The sequence below is a fragment of the Pseudoalteromonas sp. NZS11_1 genome (assembly GCF_015864275.1).
In the GTDB taxonomy this organism is placed as follows: Bacteria; Pseudomonadota; Gammaproteobacteria; order Enterobacterales; family Alteromonadaceae; genus Pseudoalteromonas; species Pseudoalteromonas arctica.
This window is the reverse complement of the sequence record NZ_JADYXK010000001.1, coordinates 482,993-502,034: the sequence shown is the minus strand read 5'-3', so window position 1 is coordinate 502,034 and position 19,042 is coordinate 482,993. Positions and strand designations below refer to the sequence as shown.

The window sequence follows — 19,042 nt, the reverse complement described above, 5'->3', positions numbered from 1 at the left end:
GCCCCACTGAGTGAAGGCTTGTACATAAACCATTAGGGGTTCAGTAATGTACATTTAAGCTAAGTTACTTTGTGGGTATCGTTTGACTTGAAGTAATTAAGGAGTTTGTTTTTTAATTTATGAAGACCAAGTAAGTCTCTATCTACAATCAAAATAACAATCATTATAAGATCGATTATATTGACTGAAAATGTATACAAGTCCCATAAAAACCAAGGTTCTCTGTTATTGTTAACATACATATCTAGGTACATACACAAACTCAATAATGAATTAACTATAAGACCTATTAATATATACATAAATGAAGGAGTTGTTTTTTTTAATAGTAGATAAACTGATAGTAAGGCTATTACAGTAGCATAATCATAAAGAGCCCAATCAAGGTAAAGAGAGTTTTCTATTGATAACCATGTAAAAAAATAATCTGATGCGGTATATGAAAGCATCATAATGAAAGAACTGAGCAATAAGGTTGTATTTCTTTTTATATCTAATGAAAAAACAAAAACATTAAAAAAGAACGCCATCAAAAAGCCCCATGAAGCAAAAGCTGATAACGAAAAAAAACCAAAAAACTCAGTTAGAAACATTCAGGACCTTCAATATTTATTTTGGTTTACTTGTATCAAGTATAACCCCACCACGCTGTAGATTATCACTGCTTGCTGCAGAAATAGCTTCTTGAGAGAAGCTTACTGTATCAGATTGCAGGGTTTTAGGGCTAGCAGTTTGTTCCATTGCAGGCTTTAATTGTTGTGTTTTGTTGTATGCTTGCATTTGTACTTGGCTATTAGCTGAAACTTGCATGTGATTGATCCTTGTAAAAGTTTTAATTATATTTGGTGCAACTTTTAACCACATTATTATGTAGATAAATGCATCACCTGTTTAAAGTAGTGATAGCTATTTTGCTATCTACCTTATACAAAGCAACCAATGTGCCAACTTTTTTTGACACCTTAAAACTTACTCAAAACATACTTATATAATCAAACCAAACAGCTCCGACCAGTTTACTATAAACATAAAAAAACGCACAGGGATAACCGTACGTTTTTTGTATCCAGGGAGTTTAAGCTACGTATTTACACGGGATCTCCGCACGTGTACTTAGCTTCAAAATATATTCCATTGCTACTTCGTCACAATTTTCTTTACGAAGGCAAAGTTCACAATCTTTCATTACTTTTTCAGGCAAAGAGTCTTTGCTACAAAAAGTAAAACGTTGTTGTTCAAAAAAATCTGGTACGCGTGTTAATACAATAACTCGGTTAAGTGCCAATTTTTTGGCTTTAGTAAGTAGATGATCTACAAGCTGTCTACCCTGCCCCGACACTTTACTTTTTGGGTCTATACCCAATGAGCGTATTTCAGCAAGGCCGGTATCGTAAATGTATAACGACGCACAGCCCGACACTTTTCCATTTATTTCTGTTACTGCAAACTCGTTAATAGAGTGCACCATATCACTTTTTGCACGAGGCAGATTTTCACCTACCGTTGCCCAATGCTGTATAAGCGTGGCAATTGCTTCTACATCATCTAAATTTGCATCACGTACCGTTATTTGCTGTTTTTTTTTGGCTTCTTTAACAGCATTCGTTACTTGTTCAATAGACGTCCCACCAAGGGCTTTACGTGCTTTTATACACGCATCAATTTCAAGTACTGGGTAAACATCGTCTTCAAATACAGTGTTTACTGATTTGTACTGCTCAAGCGATAGCTCTTCAAGCGTTTTACCTTCGCTAATCGCAAGCTGTACAAGTACACCTACAATGTGATGCCCTTCTCTAAATGGCACACCTTTAGCAACTAAGTAATCAGCAAGTTCGGTGGCGTTTGCATGCCCTCCTTTTGCTGCAGCAAGTGTCTTATCACCGTTTACTTTAACGCCTTTAATACATGCTTGCGCCATATGAATACATGCAAGCCATGTTGGCATAGCGTCGAACAGGCCTTCTTTGTCTTCTTGCATATCTTTATTGTATGCAAGTGGCAGCGCTTTTAACGTCATCATCATAGCGCTAAATGCACCAAATACACGCCCGGTTTTACCGCGAATAAGCTCGAGTGCATCAGGATTTTTTTTCTGAGGCATGAGCGATGAGCCTGATGTTACGTTATCAGCAAGATCTATAAATCCGGCTTCACCCGAATTATAAAAAATCAGATCCTCTGACATACGAGATAAGTGAATCATCGAAATAGACGCACAACTTAAAAGATCTAAAACAAAATCACGATCAGATACGCCATCAAGACTATTTTTTGTAGCCGCTGTAAAACCTAGTCCATGCGCTAATGCTTGGCGATCAATCGGATAAGCTGTACCTGCTAATGCACCACTGCCTAATGGGCAAAAATTCATGCGCGCTTTAGCATCTTGCAGGCGGCTTTCATCACGCTCTAGCATCTCTACATACGCCATACACCAGTGGCTAAACAATACTGGTTGTGCGCGCTGTAAGTGCGTGTAACCTGGTAATATTGTGCCAAGCTCTCGCTCTGCAAGCGCTACAAACTCGCCTTTAAGCTGTGCAATAGCATCTAGTAAATGGTCAGCCGTATCACGGCACCATAATCTAAAGTCGGTGGCAACTTGGTCATTACGGCTTCGGCCTGTATGTAATTTTTTAGCTAAATCACCTACTTTTTCAATTAGAGCTGCTTCAACATGTGAATGAATATCCTCTGCACCTGAAGTAGCTACCGCTTGTGGATCTGCTTTAACTTCTTCAAGCAGCTCATTTAATGCACCCACTAATCTTGTGTGCTCGTCACTTGAAAGTACACTTACCTGTTCAAGTGCACCAGCCCATGCCACAGAGCCAATAATATCTTGCTCTGCTAACTGGTAGTCAAAGGGAAGAGAGTCGTTAAATTGCTTAAACGCCTCATCTGGACCCGTAGAAAAACGTCCGCCCCATAATGCCATGAAATCTCTCCAAACCCTGTAGTGCCCCTTTTATAAGGGGCGTAATAAATTACTTTTTAGCGAGTGCTGAAATTCTGCTTGAAAGCGAGAATAAACGAATAAAGCCTTCAGCGTGTGATTGGTCGTACACATCATCTTCGCCAAATGTAGCAAATGCTTCGCTGTATAAGCTATTTGGTGACTGCTTTTGAACTGCAGTTACTTGGCCTTTGTATAGCTTAAGTACCACTTCACCTGTTGCCACTTTAGAAAGTGCTTCAGCACCGGCTAAAATAGAATCTTTAAGAGGCGTAAACCAACGGCCGTCGTATACTAAATGCGAGAACTCGCCACCGAGTACTTCTTTCCACTTACGGCTTGCTTTATCAAGCACTAGCTCGTCAATGGCTTGAAGCGCAGCCATAATGACTGTGCCGCCTGGCGTTTCATAACAACCGCGTGACTTCATGCCAACTAAACGATTTTCTACAATATCAACACGTCCAACACCATGAGGCGATGCAATATCGTTTAATTTAACTAAACAATCGTAAGGTTTAAGCTCTACGCCATTTACAGCAACCACTTCGCCTTCAACAACTTTTAATGTTACTAGTTCTGATTTATCTGGTGCTTGCTCTGGAGAGTTAGTCCAAGTCCATACTTGTTCAGTTGGTTGACACCATGGGTCTTCAAGCTCACCACCTTCGTGCGAAATATGCCATGCGTTAGCATCACGGCTATAAATTTTTGTAGCAGATGCTGAACACGGAATGTCACGCTCTGCTAAGTAATCAAGTAATGACTCACGGCTCGATAAGTCCCACTCACGCCATGGCGCAATTACTTTTAAATCAGGGGCTAGTGCTGCAAAACATGATTCAAAACGAACTTGGTCATTACCTTTACCAGTACAACCATGAGAAAGTGCATCAGCACCTACTTTACGTGCAATTTCAACTTGTGCTTTAGCAATAATTGGGCGCGCCATAGAAGTACCTAATAAATAAGTACCTTCGTAAATTGAGCCCGTTTTAAGCGTTGGGTAAATGTAATCACTTACCATTTCATCTTTTAAGTCAACTACGTAACATTCAGATGCACCAGAGGCAATTGCTTTAGCTTCTACGCCTTCAAGTTCTTCAGCGCCTTGACCTACATCGGCAACAAACGCGATTACTTCACAGCCGTAGTTTTCTTTTAACCATGGCACGATAGCCGACGTATCAAGACCACCAGAATAGGCTAAAACGACTTTTTTAATTGAACTCATAGGTGTTCCTTAACAAAATTTGGATTTAGTAATGTAACTAGCAGAGCATTTTGCGCATGCATGCGATTCTCTGCTTGTTGAATGATTTTTGATGCTGGACCATCCATTACCTCAGAGGTAATTTCAAATTCACGGTGTGCCGGTTGGCAATGTAATACCGTAGTCGCACCTGTTTGATCTAGCAATGCCTGGTTTAATTGATAAGGCATGTATTTTTCTTTTACTTGCTCAAGCGGCGTTGTATCACCCATTGATACCCATGTATCTGCGTATACAACGTTTGCACCAACCGCAGCTTCAACTCTATCGCTCACCATGACTGATGCGCCATTCATTGCTGCAATTTGCTCTGCTTTTTTAAGTATTTGTGAATCTGGCGAACACCCTTTTGGTGTTACAGCAACAAAGTCAGTACCTAGCGTTGCGGCAAGTAACATCAATGAATGAGTCACGTTATTGCCCTCACCTAAGTAAGCTACTTTAAGCTGACTCACATCGCCATGTACTTCTTGAAGTGTTAAAAAATCAGCAAGCGCTTGGCACGGGTGGTACAAGTCACACAAGCTATTTACCACAGGTACCGATGAATATTCACCTAACGTGGTTAATGTGCTGTGCTGATTTACACGCGCCACAATACCGTCGGCCCAAGTAGAAATATTAAGTGCAAAATCTTTAATTGATTCACGTGCACCCATAGCGCCATTTTGCTGATCTAAATAAACAGCATGACCACCAAGGCGATTAATACCTATATCAAACGATAAACGTGTACGTAAGCTTTGCTTTTCAAACAATGTTACGATTGATTTACCCGATAATACTTGGCTGTATTTTTCTGGCTTTGCTTTTATATCTTGCGCTAACTTTAATAAATTAAGTGCGCCTTCTTGGTCTAATTCTAAACCCGTTAAAAAATTCTCAAACATAATAAACCTATGGTGTAATCTTAGTTCCGACATGCTCGCCTTGTAGCAGAGCAGTTAAATTTTCTGGCTTTTGCCAGCTGGAAATATACACACCGCGTCGTAAATGTTGGGCAGCGTGAAGGCTGGTCTTAACTTTGACCTCCATCCCGCCCACAATTACTCCATCTGTAATTAAAGTATCAATGTGTTTTGTGTCAAGTTGATGTAACGGTTGTTTATTTGCGTCAAGTACCGCTTCTACATCCGTCATAAAAATTAGTTCTGCATTTAAATTACTGGCAATAGCCGCTGCAGCTTCATCTGCATTTACGTTGTACCACAAGCCTTGTTCATCAAAGCCGATAGAGCTAACAATAGGTAAACGAGAAATTCTAAGTAAATCATTGATGATAGAATCGTCGTTACTTGTGCATTTACCCACTAAGCAAAGCGCTTTTAATTTTTGGGTTGCAGTCACACCCGCCTCAAAAAGACTTAAGCCGACAGGCTTATGCCCTGCGCTTATAGCTTGAGTCATTAATTGTTTATTAGCGCAACCTGCAAGCGCACCCACTATATAAGGCATTTGCTCTGCTGGACTAATACGTAAACCTTGGTGTTTAGCACTAGCAAAACCCGCTTGCTTTAGCCATGTATCAACTAAAGCGCCACCGCCATGAACAATGACAAACTCATCATTTTTTTGCTCGCTTAGCACGTCAAATAACGCTTTTGCTGCATTTTCTGTATTAAGTACTGCACCACCGAGTTTAATAACCCACGTTTTTTTACTCATTTAAAACGCCCCTTTTAAGCCCGTAGTGTGATCTAAATTCATAGAAATATTGATACACTGCAAAGCTTGTCCAGCAGCGCCTTTTAATAAGTTATCAATGGCAGACATTACAATTAACTGCGTGCCTTGTTGCTGCCAGCCAATATCAACAAATGGTTGCTTAGCAACACCTTTAATTGAAGGTATTTTATCGCCTAACAAACGAATTAATGGTTCGTTAGCAAGCACTTGATAAGCAGATGCAACGTTTTCCTTGGTAACGCCTGGCTTAAGTTGTACATAAATAGTTTCTAATATACCGCGCGCAAAGCTACCTAGATGCGGTGTAAATAATACTTTGTGGCCAAGGTGTTGTTCAATTTCAGGACCGTGGCGATGGTTAAACAAACCATAAGGTGCAAGCGATACCTCACAAAAATGTGTTCCTACACTCGCTTTACGCCCGGCACCCGTAACACCCGAAACGGCATTAATAATAATACTTTGATCGCTCAATAAGCCTGCTTGTTTAAGCGGTTTAAGTGCATTGAGCGCCGCTGTTGGGTAACAGCCTGCAACAGCAATTAGCTTTGCGTTAGCGATAGCATCATGGTTCCACTCTGCTAAACCGTAAGCCGCTTCATTTAAAAGCTCTGGGTGTTGATGCTCAAAACCATAGTAAGTAACGTAATCATCATTATTTGCTAGGCGATAGCCACCAGATAAATCAAATACTTTTTTACCCATAGCTAAAAATTGAGGCGCTAAATCAACACTTACTTTGTGATCGGTACATAAGCATACATAATCAGCATCACTTTGAATGTCATCAAAAGCTGATGCACTAAGAGGAAGTAAAGGACAATCTAGTAAGCCAAGGTGCTCTGGGTATAAATCACTTAGTAATTTATTTTTATCTAAGCTACCCTCAGATACATAACAGCCTGTTAAGGTAAGGTTTGGATGATTAGCAACTAAGCTTGCTAACTCTGCGCCGCTATAACCGCTTGCGCCAATAATAACTACATTCATTGATTACTCGTTATTTTAAAATTTACTGCTAAATATATATGTTGTTCGCTTAAACTAGCTAAGACGCTAAATTAAGACTTAATTTAATGAATTTGTAGATTATCGTCGCATTATTTCCATAGCTTTACTTTAATATATTTATGCTTAAAAAGTGAATTGATATTCATCATAAATACTTTTATATTGTTATGCAATTAAATTGAATAATAATTTTGGATTTTTTTATGCCTTTGCCTTCGTTTATTTCTATGTACCAACAATTGATTGCAGCCCCTTCTATTAGTGCAATTGAAGACAGCTTGTGTATGAGCAATAAAAACGTAATTGAACTCCTTGCGAGGTGGTGCGAAACACTCGGTTTTACGTGTGAAATTATAGAATTAGAAGGAGGTAAAGGGCGCTATAATTTATTAGCAAAACGCGGAGAAGGTGATGGCGGATTAATGCTAGCTGGTCATACCGACACAGTGCCTTTTGATGACAGCCGCTGGAACCACAATCCGTTTAAACTTACCGAACTAGACAATAAATTGTACGGGCTAGGAAGCATTGATATGAAAGGATTTTTTGCTTTTGTATTACAAGCGATTAGTGAACTTGATGAAAAGCAGCAAACTCAACCTATTTTAATACTCGCCACTGCCGATGAAGAAACAACTATGGCAGGTGCACAGCAAATATGTAAGCACCCTAATTTAAAACCTGCACGCTGTATAATTGGCGAACCTACTGATATGACGCCAGTATTTATGCACAAGGGCCATATGAGTACAGCAATAAGAGTGGTTGGTCGCTCTGGGCATAGCTCAGATCCCGAACGTGGCCTTAACGCCATTGAAGTAATGCATAAAGTGATTACAAAATTGATGATCTTAAAAGAGCAATTAAAGCATAAGTATTCAATAAATCACTTTGAAATTCCTTATCCAACATTAAACTTAGGTAATATTCATGGTGGCGATAATGCGAATAGAATTTGTGGTTGCTGTGAAATGCATATAGATATGCGCCCATTACCAGGTTTAAGTGTACAAGAACTACAAGCATTAGTGCTTGATGCAACAAAAGAGATAAATCAGCAATACCCAAATGCGGTGAGCGTTATTGATTTACATGAACCAATCCCGGCATTTAGTGGTAGCACCGACAGTGCTTTAGTTAAAATGGCTGAAAAAATAGCAGGGCAAAAAGCGGTCGCGGTAAATTATTGCACTGAAGCGCCGTTTATCCAGCAACTCGGTTGTGAAACAATCGTAATGGGCCCAGGCTCAATTAACCAAGCGCATCAGCCTGATGAGTTTTTAGCGATGGAAAAAATAAAACCATCACAACAAATAATCACCAATATCATAAAAGCAAACTGCTTTAGCAATCAGAGTTACTAACTGCTTATAACAACACAAAATAATAAAGGCGCCAATTGGCGCCTTTATTAATACAAAACTAAGGCTTAATCACCTTTAACTTCTAAGTTAATAAACTTAACTAGCTCTTCAGGTTGCCCTACTAGCATCATAACTTGTTGGTTAATTTCCATCATAGTTTTGCCTTCAGGTAGCTTTGCTGACACACTGAATGAATTTAAACCTTTCGCAAAGCTGGTTAAAGCTTCTGCAATATCTTCAGTTACAGGAGCTTGTTGTAACTGCTGCTCTAGCGTCATTTCCATTTGCTCTAGCGTCATGCCTTGCTTTTCAAGCTCGCTTGATAGTAAGTCTTTTAACTTACCTTGGTTATTTAAGGCAAAGCTAACATTGCGCGGCTCTAACTTACTCATTGCTTGCATAACAAGTGTTTGCTGCTGTAACTCTTGCTCATAAGTAAGTGGCTGGTTACCCGCTTCTTGCTGCGCTTTACTAATCGCCAATGAAGCATCCATTAATGCTTTTGAATTAGCCAAGCCCATATCCATATTAAAACTAACAATGTCTTTTGCATCAAGCTTAACGACTACATCACTATTGCCAGACTCTTCATCGTAATCAAGTGATGAATGTAAGTCGTAACTTGCCGACGCGAGCATTTCGTTTGTATCAGCAGGTAATTTTGAAACAAAATCTTTATCAAACTGAAAGCTTTTTACATCAAATGATGTATGCGGTGATATTTTATCTGGCTCGTAACCTGTTATTTCAATGCTTTGAATATTAGCAACATTGTCGCCCTCTGGGCTTATTACTTCCATGTTTGTTATTTCTACGCTTTTTGAAATAACACTTGCCGATAAACCAGCGTATTTAAATGTAGCGCCAGTTTGCTCGCTTACTAAAGCAAGTTGCTTATCTACTTCTGCACGCACTTCTTGTGTAGCTACATAATTTGCATAGCTCACGCCACCAACGCCCGCAGCTACAATCGCTGCAACTATTACTAACTTTTTCATGTTATTTCCTTATTCTATTCTTTATGTAAACCGAGTTTTATTAAGAGTAACATTACACATTAACACCCGTAAGTATTAATTAATTAAACTAAGCAACTCATGTACTGTTTTAACTGGGGTAATTTTAGCGCCCAGCCCTTCCATCGACTTATGGTAATTACGAAATGGAATATATATTTCTGTAAAACCATGTTGTGCTGCTTCTTTAACACGTGGTACGCCACTGTCAATTGGGCGTACATCGCCATTTAAGCTAAGTTCGCCCATAATACACGTGGTACGAGGCACAACAAATTCGTTTAAGCTGCTAAGTAACGCGGTTACTAATGCTAAATCAATACAAGTTTCTGTTTCATCTATTCTTAGGCCACCCACAATATTAAAAAACGTATCGTGAAATATTTTGGTTTTAGTGTGTTTTCGTAATATGCCAGTCAGCATTTTTATGCGGTTCATGTTTAAACCAACGCAAACACGCTGCGGAAATTCCGCCTCGGTTTCGGTAGTTAAACATTGAATCTCAAGTAGTAAATTTCGATTACCTTTACGGATACAGGTAATTGTAGAGCCTGGCGAGTCGGTTGTAGACCCCGATAAAAATATTTCGCTCGGGTTATCAACACTCAACATACCACGTTCGCACATTTTAAAAATACCAACAGTATCAATATCACCAAAGCGGTTTTTATTTGCCCTAAGGGTTCTAATTTGCCCATCGTTGGTGTCTATGTGTAAAAGCGCATCGACAATATGTACAAGTGTTTGAGGACCTGCTATTTCGTTATTTTTATTTACATGAGCAATAATGAACATGGTTACATCATTTTGCTTACAGTATTGAGTCAATGCTTGGGCGGCACTTTTTACTTGCGAAGGGGAACCTGGGCTACCATTTGCCGTTTCGGTTACAACCGCTTGAATAGAGTCAATAACAGCAAACTTAATTTTATTTTTCTCGAGCTCTTCAATGATGGTTTCAACACTGGTTTCTGAAAGTAAATAAAGCTCGTCAGGGTTATAGTTTAACTTTAAACGATTTACCCTGTTTTTAAACTGCGATAATGACTCCTCGGCCGTACAGTAAAGTGACGGCATACGTTGTGACATTCTCGCTACTAGGTCAGATAGCAATGTTGTTTTACCAGCACCTGGATCACCCGAAATTATATTAACAGAGCCGGTAGTTACACCACCGCTTAGCACACGATCGAGCTCGCCAATTTCTGTCAGCTGTTTTTCTGCCTCTGACGTAGCAATATCATTAATTTTTTTAGAGCCGCCACCAGCACCGCCAGCATAACCACCTACATTTGCTCGAACTGACGCTTTTTTACTCTGCCCTGCTGAAGGTTTAAATTCTGCTAATGTGTTCCACGCACCGCAGCGGCATTGACCCTGCCAACGTGGGTAGTTCATGCCACATTCTGTACACACAAACTCTATTTTTGCCGCTTTAGTCATTTATAACCTTATCTACGATTCTCTAATTTTAAAAACATTTACTGTTAATAACTTATTTTGCCACTTCAAGCATTTACTTAGCAACAAACTCTTGCCTGCGTAAAAATCTAGCGTCACAATCATTAAATACACATGGTGTTTCTTTTTAGCTATAATTTAGGGCATACTTTTTGCTTTGAAATAGTTTAAAGTAACTTGCCAACAAAATGGCATATAACACATAATAACAAGAGCTAAACAGTAGTAACTAAAATAATTGTACCTATATTAATAACATAGCGCGATTTAACGTTTATTGAACTTCTAATAAATGGACTTAACAGTATACCTACTTTTTCAATTAGACGGTGATGGTTTTATAAATGGCTGATGACATAATGCTCAAACACGAAGACCTCGTGAATGAGTTAAAAACATATTTAGGCAATGCTAAATTTGACCTAATTTTCAAATCAAAAACCGCTGGGTTAACCAAACCTGAGCAATTTTTGATGAAAATGGAAATGTCACGCTTATCTCAGCCAGTGGCACGCTTTGTTGATCTTCGTGGATTAGTGACGGGCCAAGTAAAACCGTATGAGCATAACGGTAAACAGCACTTTATGGATGACACAGCCATTGAAGTGTTTGAAAAAGCACTTAAACAGCATGGTGAATATACTCTAGCCGTTTACGAAGCCGTAATGAATACAGAAAATAACCACCGCGTATTACAAAAACAAGCCGCCGAAAAATCAGAACTACAAGAATCAGAAAGTAACTTAAGCACTGAAGTAATTAAGTTTGCCTCTTACGAGAGCCGCCGTGAAGAACGGATGAATTACTCAATAAAAGTAACTATTGATTACAAAGATAAAAAGAACATTGCTGCTAGCACCTCAGATATATCTTTAAGCGGTTGTAAAGTTAAGCTTGCAACGCGCTACTCTATAAAAAAAGGTGAACTAATAGCAATGCGCTTGGTAGGCCTTGAACAAGACTTTGAACTTGGCCTAAAAAACGGTATTCAATACGAGGTTGTTGCCGTTGAAAATATCTCTCGTGAATACAACCACATTCGCTTAAAACGCACTTATATCGAAAATAACGATGCCTTTAATGACTTTTTAGAAAGCTTTATTCACGGTAATAAACGTCGTTATAAAGTAAATTTAGATAACACGCTCGATGCTGTAGTATCAAAGGGGTATGAGCAATACTACATCCCTCGTGTAACGTCTTTATATGTATTTTTAAGCAAAAAAGATGAACAGTATTACCCAAGCCTTAGCCTTACTACTGAAAATAATATTTTTATCCAGCGCTATTTTACCGATGAAAGAAAAACACCGTGTTTGTACAATATACTCAATCATCAGCGCATTACACAATTACTAACCCAAATTACCGCGGTCAAAGAAGATTACCTCTATACATTTACACATATATCATCGGGTAAAATTTACTATTACTCTGCGACACGAACTGAGCTAAATAATAACCCTAAATTACGTGATCTATTTTTAGGTTTTGGTAGCCAAAAAGAAAGTTGGCAGTGCTTTAAAATACAAATAATGCCAAGTCATCCAGATGATTCTTTTATACCGCTTTCATTACCTAATAGTGCTGGCGCTAATATTGAAAAACTCAACAAGCCGCCTTCCCCTCGAGTTAAAGGCCTTATAAAAGACGTTAAATATATTGTTGTACTTACAAGTATTGGCAATAAAACAGAGCAAGCAGATTATAAACAACTTACTTTTGATAAAGCGTTAGTAAATCAGCTTAAACATTTTGGCCATGCAAAACATAAAACGCCACCTTATTTAGATATTGTGCCACTTGAATACGTAAATTTACGCTCGCATAAGCGCTACCTTTATAAAACACCGGTTAGCGTCACTATTAATGATGAAGTATTTAACGGTTATACACGTGACTTTTCTGTAATGGGTTTGCAATTAGAGTGCGAGCAACCAGTCACATTTAAAAAAGGTGATATAGTACTTTTAACATTTCCTGAGCTTCAAAAAATAACTAAAAAGCATAAACTTAGCGAACTAAAGTACGAAATAATGGCCATTAGTAAGTCATTCACTACTATTAACCTAAAAGCGAATCGTGTTGCTGATTTACCCCATGCTGGCGTGACTTTTTTCACTCAGTTAATAGAAGGGAATAAAGACAAACTTAAAGTATCTGAAGAAGCGCCAAAAGTAGAAGGCTTATCTACCGCACTTAGAAATATGGTTACAAAAAGTGTATGTCAATTCCCGCTGTATTTACACAAAGAAGCTGCACACTTTAAAACAGGTGCAATTGGTTATGGCTTATACGCCAGTCCTATGCATGTTATTTTGCAAAACTTTGGCTTATTAGGTAACAAAACTGACTTTTCGAGTATTCTTACCGAAGAGCAAATTATTAATGTAATAACGCCTAATATTAAAGATCGCAGTCGCCAAGATGCACCGCTTGCTTTTACACTCGCTATTAATTTCGACCCTCGTAAGGGCAAAATTGAAGAGGCTATTGTTAGCCAATGCGCTTTAGGTGAAGACTACTCAAGCTTTTATAAACAAATTAGTAAAGGCATTACATCACAACTTATATTTGTGATGCGTTTGTATATTTCGCGCACAGGTCGCCCCGATACTGACTATCTATCAAACGAGCTTAAATACGTAAGCCAATATGCAATGCATAAAGCAAAAGATTTAGAAGAAGCATTATGGGCTGTTGCGGGTGTGGGGGACGTAGTAGATATAACTGAAGAAGCTCTAAGCCATTTAGAGCTTAAAAAAGAGCAAGTTGAACAAATGGGCCGCCGTAAACTAATTTGGTTAAACCGCTTACGCTAAGCGGTTTAACTTAAACAACTTTAAAGAGCGGGCTCATTTTCTAACGGAATAGCCAACATATACAGTAATTGCAATAATGACCCTTCACAAATAGCCGCTTGTGCTTGCTCAACTACTTTAGGTTTGCCATGCACTGCTACACCTAGGCCAGCTTTAGCCATCATGATTAAATCGTTTGCGCCATCGCCAATAGCAACTGTTTGCGACTTCTCAAGCCCTAGTTTATGTTGTAACGACTCTAGAATAATTGCTTTTTGTTGTGCATCTACAATTGTACCCAATACTTTACCTGTTAGTTTATCGTCTTTAAATTCGAGTATATTAGCGTGCACTTCATCTAAATTAATAAGCTCTTGAACGCGCTCTGCAAACGGTACAAAACCACCTGATGCAATTGCTAAATACCAGTCATGCTGTTTTAAAATTTGACACAGCACTTTAATACCCGGCATGAGTGGCAATACACTTTTTAGCTCTTCAATTAAGCTTTTTTCAATACCAGCCAGTTTAGCTACACGCTGATTTAAACTCTCGCTAAAATCAAGTTTACCCGCCATTGCAAGTGCGGTTACAGAGGCAACTTCGTCGTAAACATCCGCAAGGCGTGCTATTTCGTCTATGCACTCAATAGTTATTGCAGTTGAATCCATATCCATAACCAATAAACCAGGCTCATATAAATTAGGCACAGTAACAACTTGCACTAATTGACAATCTAGGGTGTTTGAAAACTCTTGTAGCACTAACGGGTTTATAGCTTGATCGGAGTTTTGTGCGTAAAAACACAGTGCTGGAGCTAACCCTAAATCTGGTTGATATTGGCATATAGCAGTGACTGTTTGGTTATGCGTAGCTAAAAAATCAATAATGCTAACAATGTGTTTTTCTTCAAAATCACCCGCAAATGCGATGCTAAATAACCCTAATGCTTTGTTTGGTATATAATCAAGAGGTGTAAATACACCACCACTATAGCTAAACCATTTATTTAGAGTTAAGTGTTGTAATGGTTGCTCAGCAGCTTGCTGTGCCATGTTGATTTGCGACATGGGATCTCCGTGTTTATTTTTATTTTCCTGATAATTGGCATATCATAACTGGTATTCTCAACACTAAATTCGCCATCAGGTGGGGTTTAAGGTTATAGTTAGTGTAGTTGTAACATCAAATCAAAATGCTGTCAGTAGCATAAACGGTGACTATGAAAAATAACCATATTAAAAACCCTATTACTGCTTCTCAAAGAAAACGACTTGTTCGCTTAATACTAGCGGCTGGTTGTTTTGTATTACTAAGCTGGGTAGGTGTTAATAGTAGTTTTCAGAGTCATCAGTTACTTTATGATAGTGCCGATAGCACTGCAAAAAGCCTCACTCAGTTTATGGCTTTAAATGTTAAAACACCGCTTATTGAAAAAAACAAACCACAGCTCAACGCCATTTGTAACGATATAAGTAAAGATGAATTTGTACTTTCTGCGACTATTTATGATCAACAAGGCATTTTAATTGCTAGCAGTGACAATTGGCAGTCACATCATATTTATGGACAACTCCCTGACTCTACACCGGGTATTAGTAAACTAAAAACACCTTTTATGGAACCCGTGATAAGCGATGATGACCGCCCTATAGGCTTTGTGTCTGTTACTTATTTAACTCGCGCCGCAATATCCGACAGCCATAATCATTTTCATGACTTAGGTCGACAGGTACTATTAATGCTAGTGATTGCATGTATTTTTACGTGGCAGTTAGGGCGTGGATTAAAACGTTGGCAGGTAAATCGCTATATGCAAAAAACATCTGAACAAGAATCGTAAAGCTGCTTTGCAAGCGTCCCTCTTTCACTATGTGGCTTTAAATCACATAACGCGTTAAATACATCAGGTATATGTAATGGCGTGTTAACTTCACTTTGATGACCGCTTAACGGCATTGAAGGTGAGTCGGTTTCAAGCACTAAGTGCTCTGGCTCAATAGCAGCAATAACAGCGCGTGTTTTAACTGCGCGATCATAGGTAATAACGCCGCCTATGCCAAGCTTAAAACCCTGCTTAATATAGTACTGCGCTTGTTGAAGTGAGCCCGAAAAGGCATGAATCACTCCCCCGTTTTTTGGCTTACAGCGCTTAAACGATTGCGCAATTAAATCATGGCTTTGCCTATGATGCACAATGAGCGGTAAGTTAAGCTCATTAGAAAGCCCTATTTGCTGCTCAAATAAATAAGTTTGTTTAGGAAGGTTTTCAATACTTCGATCAAGCCCGCACTCCCCAATAGCCACCAACTGATGCTTATTTGCAGTCGCGAATTCAAATAACGCTTCTATGTGCGATTCGTTATGTTGCTCTAAAAAGTAAGGATGTAGCCCTGCGGCTATTTTTATACTTGGGTAAGTTGCTTTGAGTTTTATGAGAGTATGCGATTGAGCAAGCGTAATACCCGGCACAACAAACTGATTAACTCCCTTTGCTACACACTCGTTTATGAGCGATTCACGATTCGAATCAAACTCGCTAAAGTCGAGGTGGCAATGAGAGTCAATAAATTGCACGGTTACTTACTCATCTATTTATTAAGGATTTAAGCGCGTAACTTGCCAGCTATTATCTGCTTGGCGCTGGTACATAAAGCGGTCATGCAAACGATGCGCCCCACCTTGCCAAAACTCAATTTTAGTGGGTACTACACAATATCCGCCCCAAAAATCAGGGAGTGGAATTTCACCTTTAGCAAACTTATTTTTCATGTTGGCGAAGGTTTCCATTAGTACTTTACGTGATGACACCGGACGACTTTGCGCTGACGCCCATGCAGCTAATTGGCTTTTTTTAGGACGAGATAAAAAGTACTTTGCCACAGCAGAGGTAGGTAATGGTTTAGCCTCGCCATATACAATAACTTGGCGTTCCATGTGGTGCCACGGAAAGTGCAGCGATATTTTGTTATTACCTTTAAGCTCTTGCGCTTTACGCGAACCTGTATTGGTAAAAAATACAAAACCGTTATCATCCAGATGCTTTAAAAGCACAATGCGCTGTGAAGGCTGACCGGTTTCATCAACAGTTGCTACAACCATCGCAGTTGGATCGGGTAACTGGCTTGCCACTGCATGCTCAAGCCATGTTCCAAACTGCTTAAACGGATCATCTTGCAAGTTATCTTCGCTTAACGCGTCTTGCAGGTATTCACGACGGATATCTTCGAGTTTCATAACAAGTCCTTTAAATAGAGCCTAGAAAAGAGCTTAGAGTAGCGAGCTTAAAACATTAGATGTTGAGTAATAACAAATATTAAGATTCAGGTGCATGCGATAGCAATAACACCGAGTCTCGAGTGCATTCGATAGCAGTAAACATAGAGTCTCAGGTGTATCGTTGGGTTTCGTTTCACTCAACCCAACCTACAACGTAAACTACACAACTCAGATATCTGCAAGTGTAGAAGTGCTGACAAGACGGAGTGCTTTTTTATGCCAAGGAGCATACATTTAGTATGTGACTTAGGCTAAAAAAGCACGACAACGCAGTCAAAGCGAACTACACGCAGCAGACGGTTCACCTAAGTAGTTTAGCCTAAGACAAGGCGTCCAACCTGACTTATCCCTATGAGCATACGGTTTGTATGTGATTAGGGTAAGTCGGATTGGATAACGCAGTATTAGGTTAAAATACGACGGTGATTACATTTGCTCCATAACTTCAATGCCTAGCAAATCTAATCCCGTTTCTAGTGTTTTAGAAACCAAATTACACAGCACTAAACGGCTATCGCGCACGCTTGGCTCTACGCCCTCTTTAAGTACTGGGCAGGCTTCGTAAAATGTCATGTATAAGCTTGCTAACTCATATAAGTAACCACATAGTACGTGCGGTGTTGCTTCGCTGATCATTAAATCAAGTACTTCTTCAAGCTGTAGTAGCTTAAGTGCAAGTGCTTTTTCTTGAGGCTCAACAATTGCAACGTCTGAATTTAACGTAGCAGCATCAACGCCTGATTTGCGGAAAATACTGCGTACACGTGTATAAGCATATTGTAAATAAGGAGCGGTTGCGCCTTCAAAGCTTAGCATGCTGTCCCAGTTAAAAATGTAATCGCTGGTACGGTGCTTAGAAAGGTCCGCGTATTTAACTGCGCCAATACCTACTTTACGTGCAATCTCGTTGCGATCGCTATCACTTAAATCCGATTCACGTTCAGCTAGTTTTGCAGCTGCACGGTTAATTGATTCTTCCAATAAGTCAGCAAGTTTTACTGTGCCGCCAGTACGTGTTTTAAATGGTTTGTTATCGGCGCCCATCATGGTGCCAAACGGGCAAAACTCGTAACTTGTTTCGTCTCGTAATAAACCTGCTTTACGCGCTGTAAGCTCTACTTGATTAAAGTGTAGGTTTTGACGTGCATCTACAAAAATTAAGATACGATCAGCACCTAATTTATTTGAACGGTAATCACATGCCGCTAAATCGGTTGTTGCATATAAAAAACCACCGCCAGATTTTTGTACGATAAACGCAGATGGCTCGCCATCTTTGTTGGCAAGCTCATCTAAAAACACAACTTGCGCGCCTTGCGACTCTACTGCAATATTTTTATCTTTAAGTAGGCTAATAATATCGTTAAGTTCTGCGTTGTATGCGCTTTCAGCCATAATATCGGCTTGAGTAAGTGTTACATTTAAACGCTTGTATACTTCTTCAGAATGCTTAACTGAGGTAGCTATAAACAGTTTCCAAAGTTTTTCACAATGCGCATCGCCGCCTTGTAATTTAACAACGTAATTACGTGCTTTATCAGCAAAGCCTTCTTCGTCGTCAAAGCGTTTTTTAGCATCGCGGTAAAAGGTTTCTAAATCAGCAAGCGCTACAGAATCTAAATCAACACCTTGGCTAATTTGATCTTCTAAATGCGCGATTAACATACCAAATTGCGTGCCCCAATCACCCATGTGATTTTGACGTACAACCGTATCGCCTCTAAATTCAAGCGCACGCACAATTGAGTCACCAATAATGGTTGAACGTAAATGGCCTACGTGCATTTCTTTAGCAAGGTTTGGTGATGAATAGTCAACAACCACTTTTTGCGGGTTAGCATGCTCATTTACAGCAAGCTTTGCATCACTGTTAGCGGCTTGTACGCTTTGAGCTAAAAACTCAGGCTTTAAATGAATATTAATAAAACCTGGGCCAGCAATTTCAGTCTTTTGAGCAATATCGCTTACATCAAGGTTATCTATAATTTTTTGCGCAAGCTCACGTGGGTTGCTTTTCATTTTTTTAGCCGCGCCCATTGCTGCATTAATTTGGTAATCACCAAATTGTGGACGTGTGCTTTGTGTTACTGCTGGGTTTGTATCTTCAGGTAAGCCTGCGCCCGCCATAGCGGCAATGGCTTTTTCGATTAAAATAGTACGAATATTCATATTTTTTACCTTTGTAAGCCCGC

General features: G+C 39.3%; 16 protein-coding genes. 3 read left to right on the top strand and 13 right to left on the bottom strand.

Annotated elements, in window-relative coordinates; translation table 11 throughout:
- Positions 1-59: 59 nt before the first annotated feature.
- From I6F44_RS19775 to argC, 7 genes are all read right to left on the bottom strand, one after another.
- On the bottom strand, positions 60-593 hold the full coding sequence (locus I6F44_RS19775; protein ID WP_024609002.1) for a hypothetical protein: 534 nt from the start codon (positions 591-593) through the stop codon (positions 60-62).
- A 16-nt stretch (positions 594-609) separates the two neighbouring features.
- Complete coding sequence (locus I6F44_RS02225; protein ID WP_024609001.1) at positions 610-810, bottom strand: hypothetical protein; 201 nt, start codon at positions 808-810, stop codon at positions 610-612.
- Between the two features lie 265 nt (positions 811-1,075).
- On the bottom strand, positions 1,076-2,941 hold the full coding sequence (argH, locus tag I6F44_RS02220; RefSeq protein ID WP_197173220.1) for an argininosuccinate lyase: 1,866 nt from the start codon (positions 2,939-2,941) through the stop codon (positions 1,076-1,078).
- Positions 2,942-2,990: 49 nt separating this feature from the next.
- Positions 2,991-4,193 (bottom strand): argininosuccinate synthase, encoded by a 1,203-nt coding sequence (locus tag I6F44_RS02215; RefSeq protein WP_007581653.1) that lies wholly within the window; start codon positions 4,191-4,193, stop codon positions 2,991-2,993.
- On the bottom strand, positions 4,190-5,122 hold the full coding sequence (locus I6F44_RS02210) for an ornithine carbamoyltransferase (protein ID WP_024592295.1): 933 nt from the start codon (positions 5,120-5,122) through the stop codon (positions 4,190-4,192). The genes I6F44_RS02215 and I6F44_RS02210 overlap by 4 nt, the downstream gene beginning before the upstream one ends.
- Before the next feature lie 7 nt (positions 5,123-5,129).
- A complete protein-coding gene (argB, locus tag I6F44_RS02205) occupies positions 5,130-5,897 on the bottom strand; it encodes an acetylglutamate kinase (RefSeq protein WP_121954616.1) in 768 nt (255 codons plus the stop codon).
- A complete protein-coding gene (argC, locus tag I6F44_RS02200; RefSeq protein ID WP_197116603.1) occupies positions 5,898-6,908 on the bottom strand; it encodes an N-acetyl-gamma-glutamyl-phosphate reductase in 1,011 nt (336 codons plus the stop codon).
- Positions 6,909-7,132: 224 nt separating this feature from the next.
- Between argC and argE the strand changes: the two genes are divergently transcribed.
- Positions 7,133-8,293 carry an acetylornithine deacetylase gene (argE, locus tag I6F44_RS02195; RefSeq protein ID WP_121954617.1) on the top strand — a complete coding sequence of 387 codons (1,161 nt, stop codon included), beginning with the start codon at positions 7,133-7,135 and terminating at the stop codon, positions 8,291-8,293.
- Positions 8,294-8,358: 65 nt separating this feature from the next.
- On the opposite strand, the gene I6F44_RS02190 is transcribed toward argE, so the two are convergent.
- Positions 8,359-9,291, bottom strand: a complete 933-nt coding sequence (locus tag I6F44_RS02190; RefSeq protein ID WP_121954618.1) for a hypothetical protein — start codon at positions 9,289-9,291, stop codon at positions 8,359-8,361.
- A 75-nt stretch (positions 9,292-9,366) separates the two neighbouring features.
- Complete coding sequence (radA, locus tag I6F44_RS02185) at positions 9,367-10,752, bottom strand: DNA repair protein RadA (RefSeq protein WP_024590039.1); 1,386 nt, start codon at positions 10,750-10,752, stop codon at positions 9,367-9,369.
- 362 nt (positions 10,753-11,114) lie between these two features.
- Between radA and I6F44_RS02180 the strand changes: the two genes are divergently transcribed.
- Positions 11,115-13,592 (top strand): PilZ domain-containing protein, encoded by a 2,478-nt coding sequence (locus tag I6F44_RS02180; protein WP_010553175.1) that lies wholly within the window; start codon positions 11,115-11,117, stop codon positions 13,590-13,592.
- A 20-nt stretch (positions 13,593-13,612) separates the two neighbouring features.
- Here the strand turns inward: I6F44_RS02180 and serB are convergent, their stop codons facing one another.
- On the bottom strand, positions 13,613-14,641 hold the full coding sequence (serB, locus tag I6F44_RS02175; protein ID WP_121954620.1) for a phosphoserine phosphatase SerB: 1,029 nt from the start codon (positions 14,639-14,641) through the stop codon (positions 13,613-13,615).
- A gap of 152 nt (positions 14,642-14,793) precedes the next feature.
- Between serB and I6F44_RS02170 the strand changes: the two genes are divergently transcribed.
- The gene (locus I6F44_RS02170) at positions 14,794-15,414 is read left to right on the top strand and encodes an AhpA/YtjB family protein (RefSeq protein WP_007581635.1); all 621 of its coding nucleotides are present in this window, start codon (positions 14,794-14,796) and stop codon (positions 15,412-15,414) included.
- On the opposite strand, the gene I6F44_RS02165 is transcribed toward I6F44_RS02170, so the two are convergent.
- The 3 genes from I6F44_RS02165 to argS all read right to left on the bottom strand — a co-directional run bounded on the left by I6F44_RS02165 (position 15,381) and on the right by argS (position 19,019).
- Positions 15,381-16,148, bottom strand: a complete 768-nt coding sequence (locus I6F44_RS02165) for a TatD family hydrolase (protein ID WP_121954621.1) — start codon at positions 16,146-16,148, stop codon at positions 15,381-15,383. The genes I6F44_RS02170 and I6F44_RS02165 overlap by 34 nt on opposite strands.
- Before the next feature lie 21 nt (positions 16,149-16,169).
- On the bottom strand, positions 16,170-16,808 hold the full coding sequence (gene pdxH / locus I6F44_RS02160) for a pyridoxamine 5'-phosphate oxidase (RefSeq protein ID WP_197173219.1): 639 nt from the start codon (positions 16,806-16,808) through the stop codon (positions 16,170-16,172).
- A 468-nt stretch (positions 16,809-17,276) separates the two neighbouring features.
- Positions 17,277-19,019: an arginine--tRNA ligase gene (gene argS, locus I6F44_RS02155; protein WP_197173218.1), complete on the bottom strand. Its 1,743-nt coding sequence runs from the start codon at positions 19,017-19,019 to the stop codon at positions 17,277-17,279.
- Positions 19,020-19,042 lie beyond the last annotated feature (23 nt).

Coding starts and splice junctions, on each gene's coding strand:
- I6F44_RS02215 (WP_007581653.1), bottom strand. CDS start 4,193: ATGAGTTCAATTAAAAAAGTCGTTTTAGCCTATTCTGGTGGTCTTGAT.
- argC (WP_197116603.1), bottom strand. CDS start 6,908: ATGAATGTAGTTATTATTGGCGCAAGCGGTTATAGCGGCGCAGAGTTA.
- I6F44_RS02190 (WP_121954618.1), bottom strand. CDS start 9,291: ATGAAAAAGTTAGTAATAGTTGCAGCGATTGTAGCTGCGGGCGTTGGT.
- radA (WP_024590039.1), bottom strand. CDS start 10,752: ATGACTAAAGCGGCAAAAATAGAGTTTGTGTGTACAGAATGTGGCATG.
- argH (WP_197173220.1), bottom strand. CDS start 2,941: ATGGCATTATGGGGCGGACGTTTTTCTACGGGTCCAGATGAGGCGTTT.
- I6F44_RS02180 (WP_010553175.1), top strand. CDS start 11,115: ATGGCTGATGACATAATGCTCAAACACGAAGACCTCGTGAATGAGTTA.
- serB (WP_121954620.1), bottom strand. CDS start 14,641: ATGTCGCAAATCAACATGGCACAGCAAGCTGCTGAGCAACCATTACAA.
- I6F44_RS19775 (WP_024609002.1), bottom strand. CDS start 593: ATGTTTCTAACTGAGTTTTTTGGTTTTTTTTCGTTATCAGCTTTTGCT.
- I6F44_RS02210 (WP_024592295.1), bottom strand. CDS start 5,122: ATGTTTGAGAATTTTTTAACGGGTTTAGAATTAGACCAAGAAGGCGCA.
- pdxH (WP_197173219.1), bottom strand. CDS start 16,808: ATGAAACTCGAAGATATCCGTCGTGAATACCTGCAAGACGCGTTAAGC.
- argB (WP_121954616.1), bottom strand. CDS start 5,897: ATGAGTAAAAAAACGTGGGTTATTAAACTCGGTGGTGCAGTACTTAAT.
- I6F44_RS02225 (WP_024609001.1), bottom strand. CDS start 810: ATGCAAGTTTCAGCTAATAGCCAAGTACAAATGCAAGCATACAACAAA.
- argS (WP_197173218.1), bottom strand. CDS start 19,019: ATGAATATTCGTACTATTTTAATCGAAAAAGCCATTGCCGCTATGGCG.
- I6F44_RS02170 (WP_007581635.1), top strand. CDS start 14,794: ATGAAAAATAACCATATTAAAAACCCTATTACTGCTTCTCAAAGAAAA.
- argE (WP_121954617.1), top strand. CDS start 7,133: ATGCCTTTGCCTTCGTTTATTTCTATGTACCAACAATTGATTGCAGCC.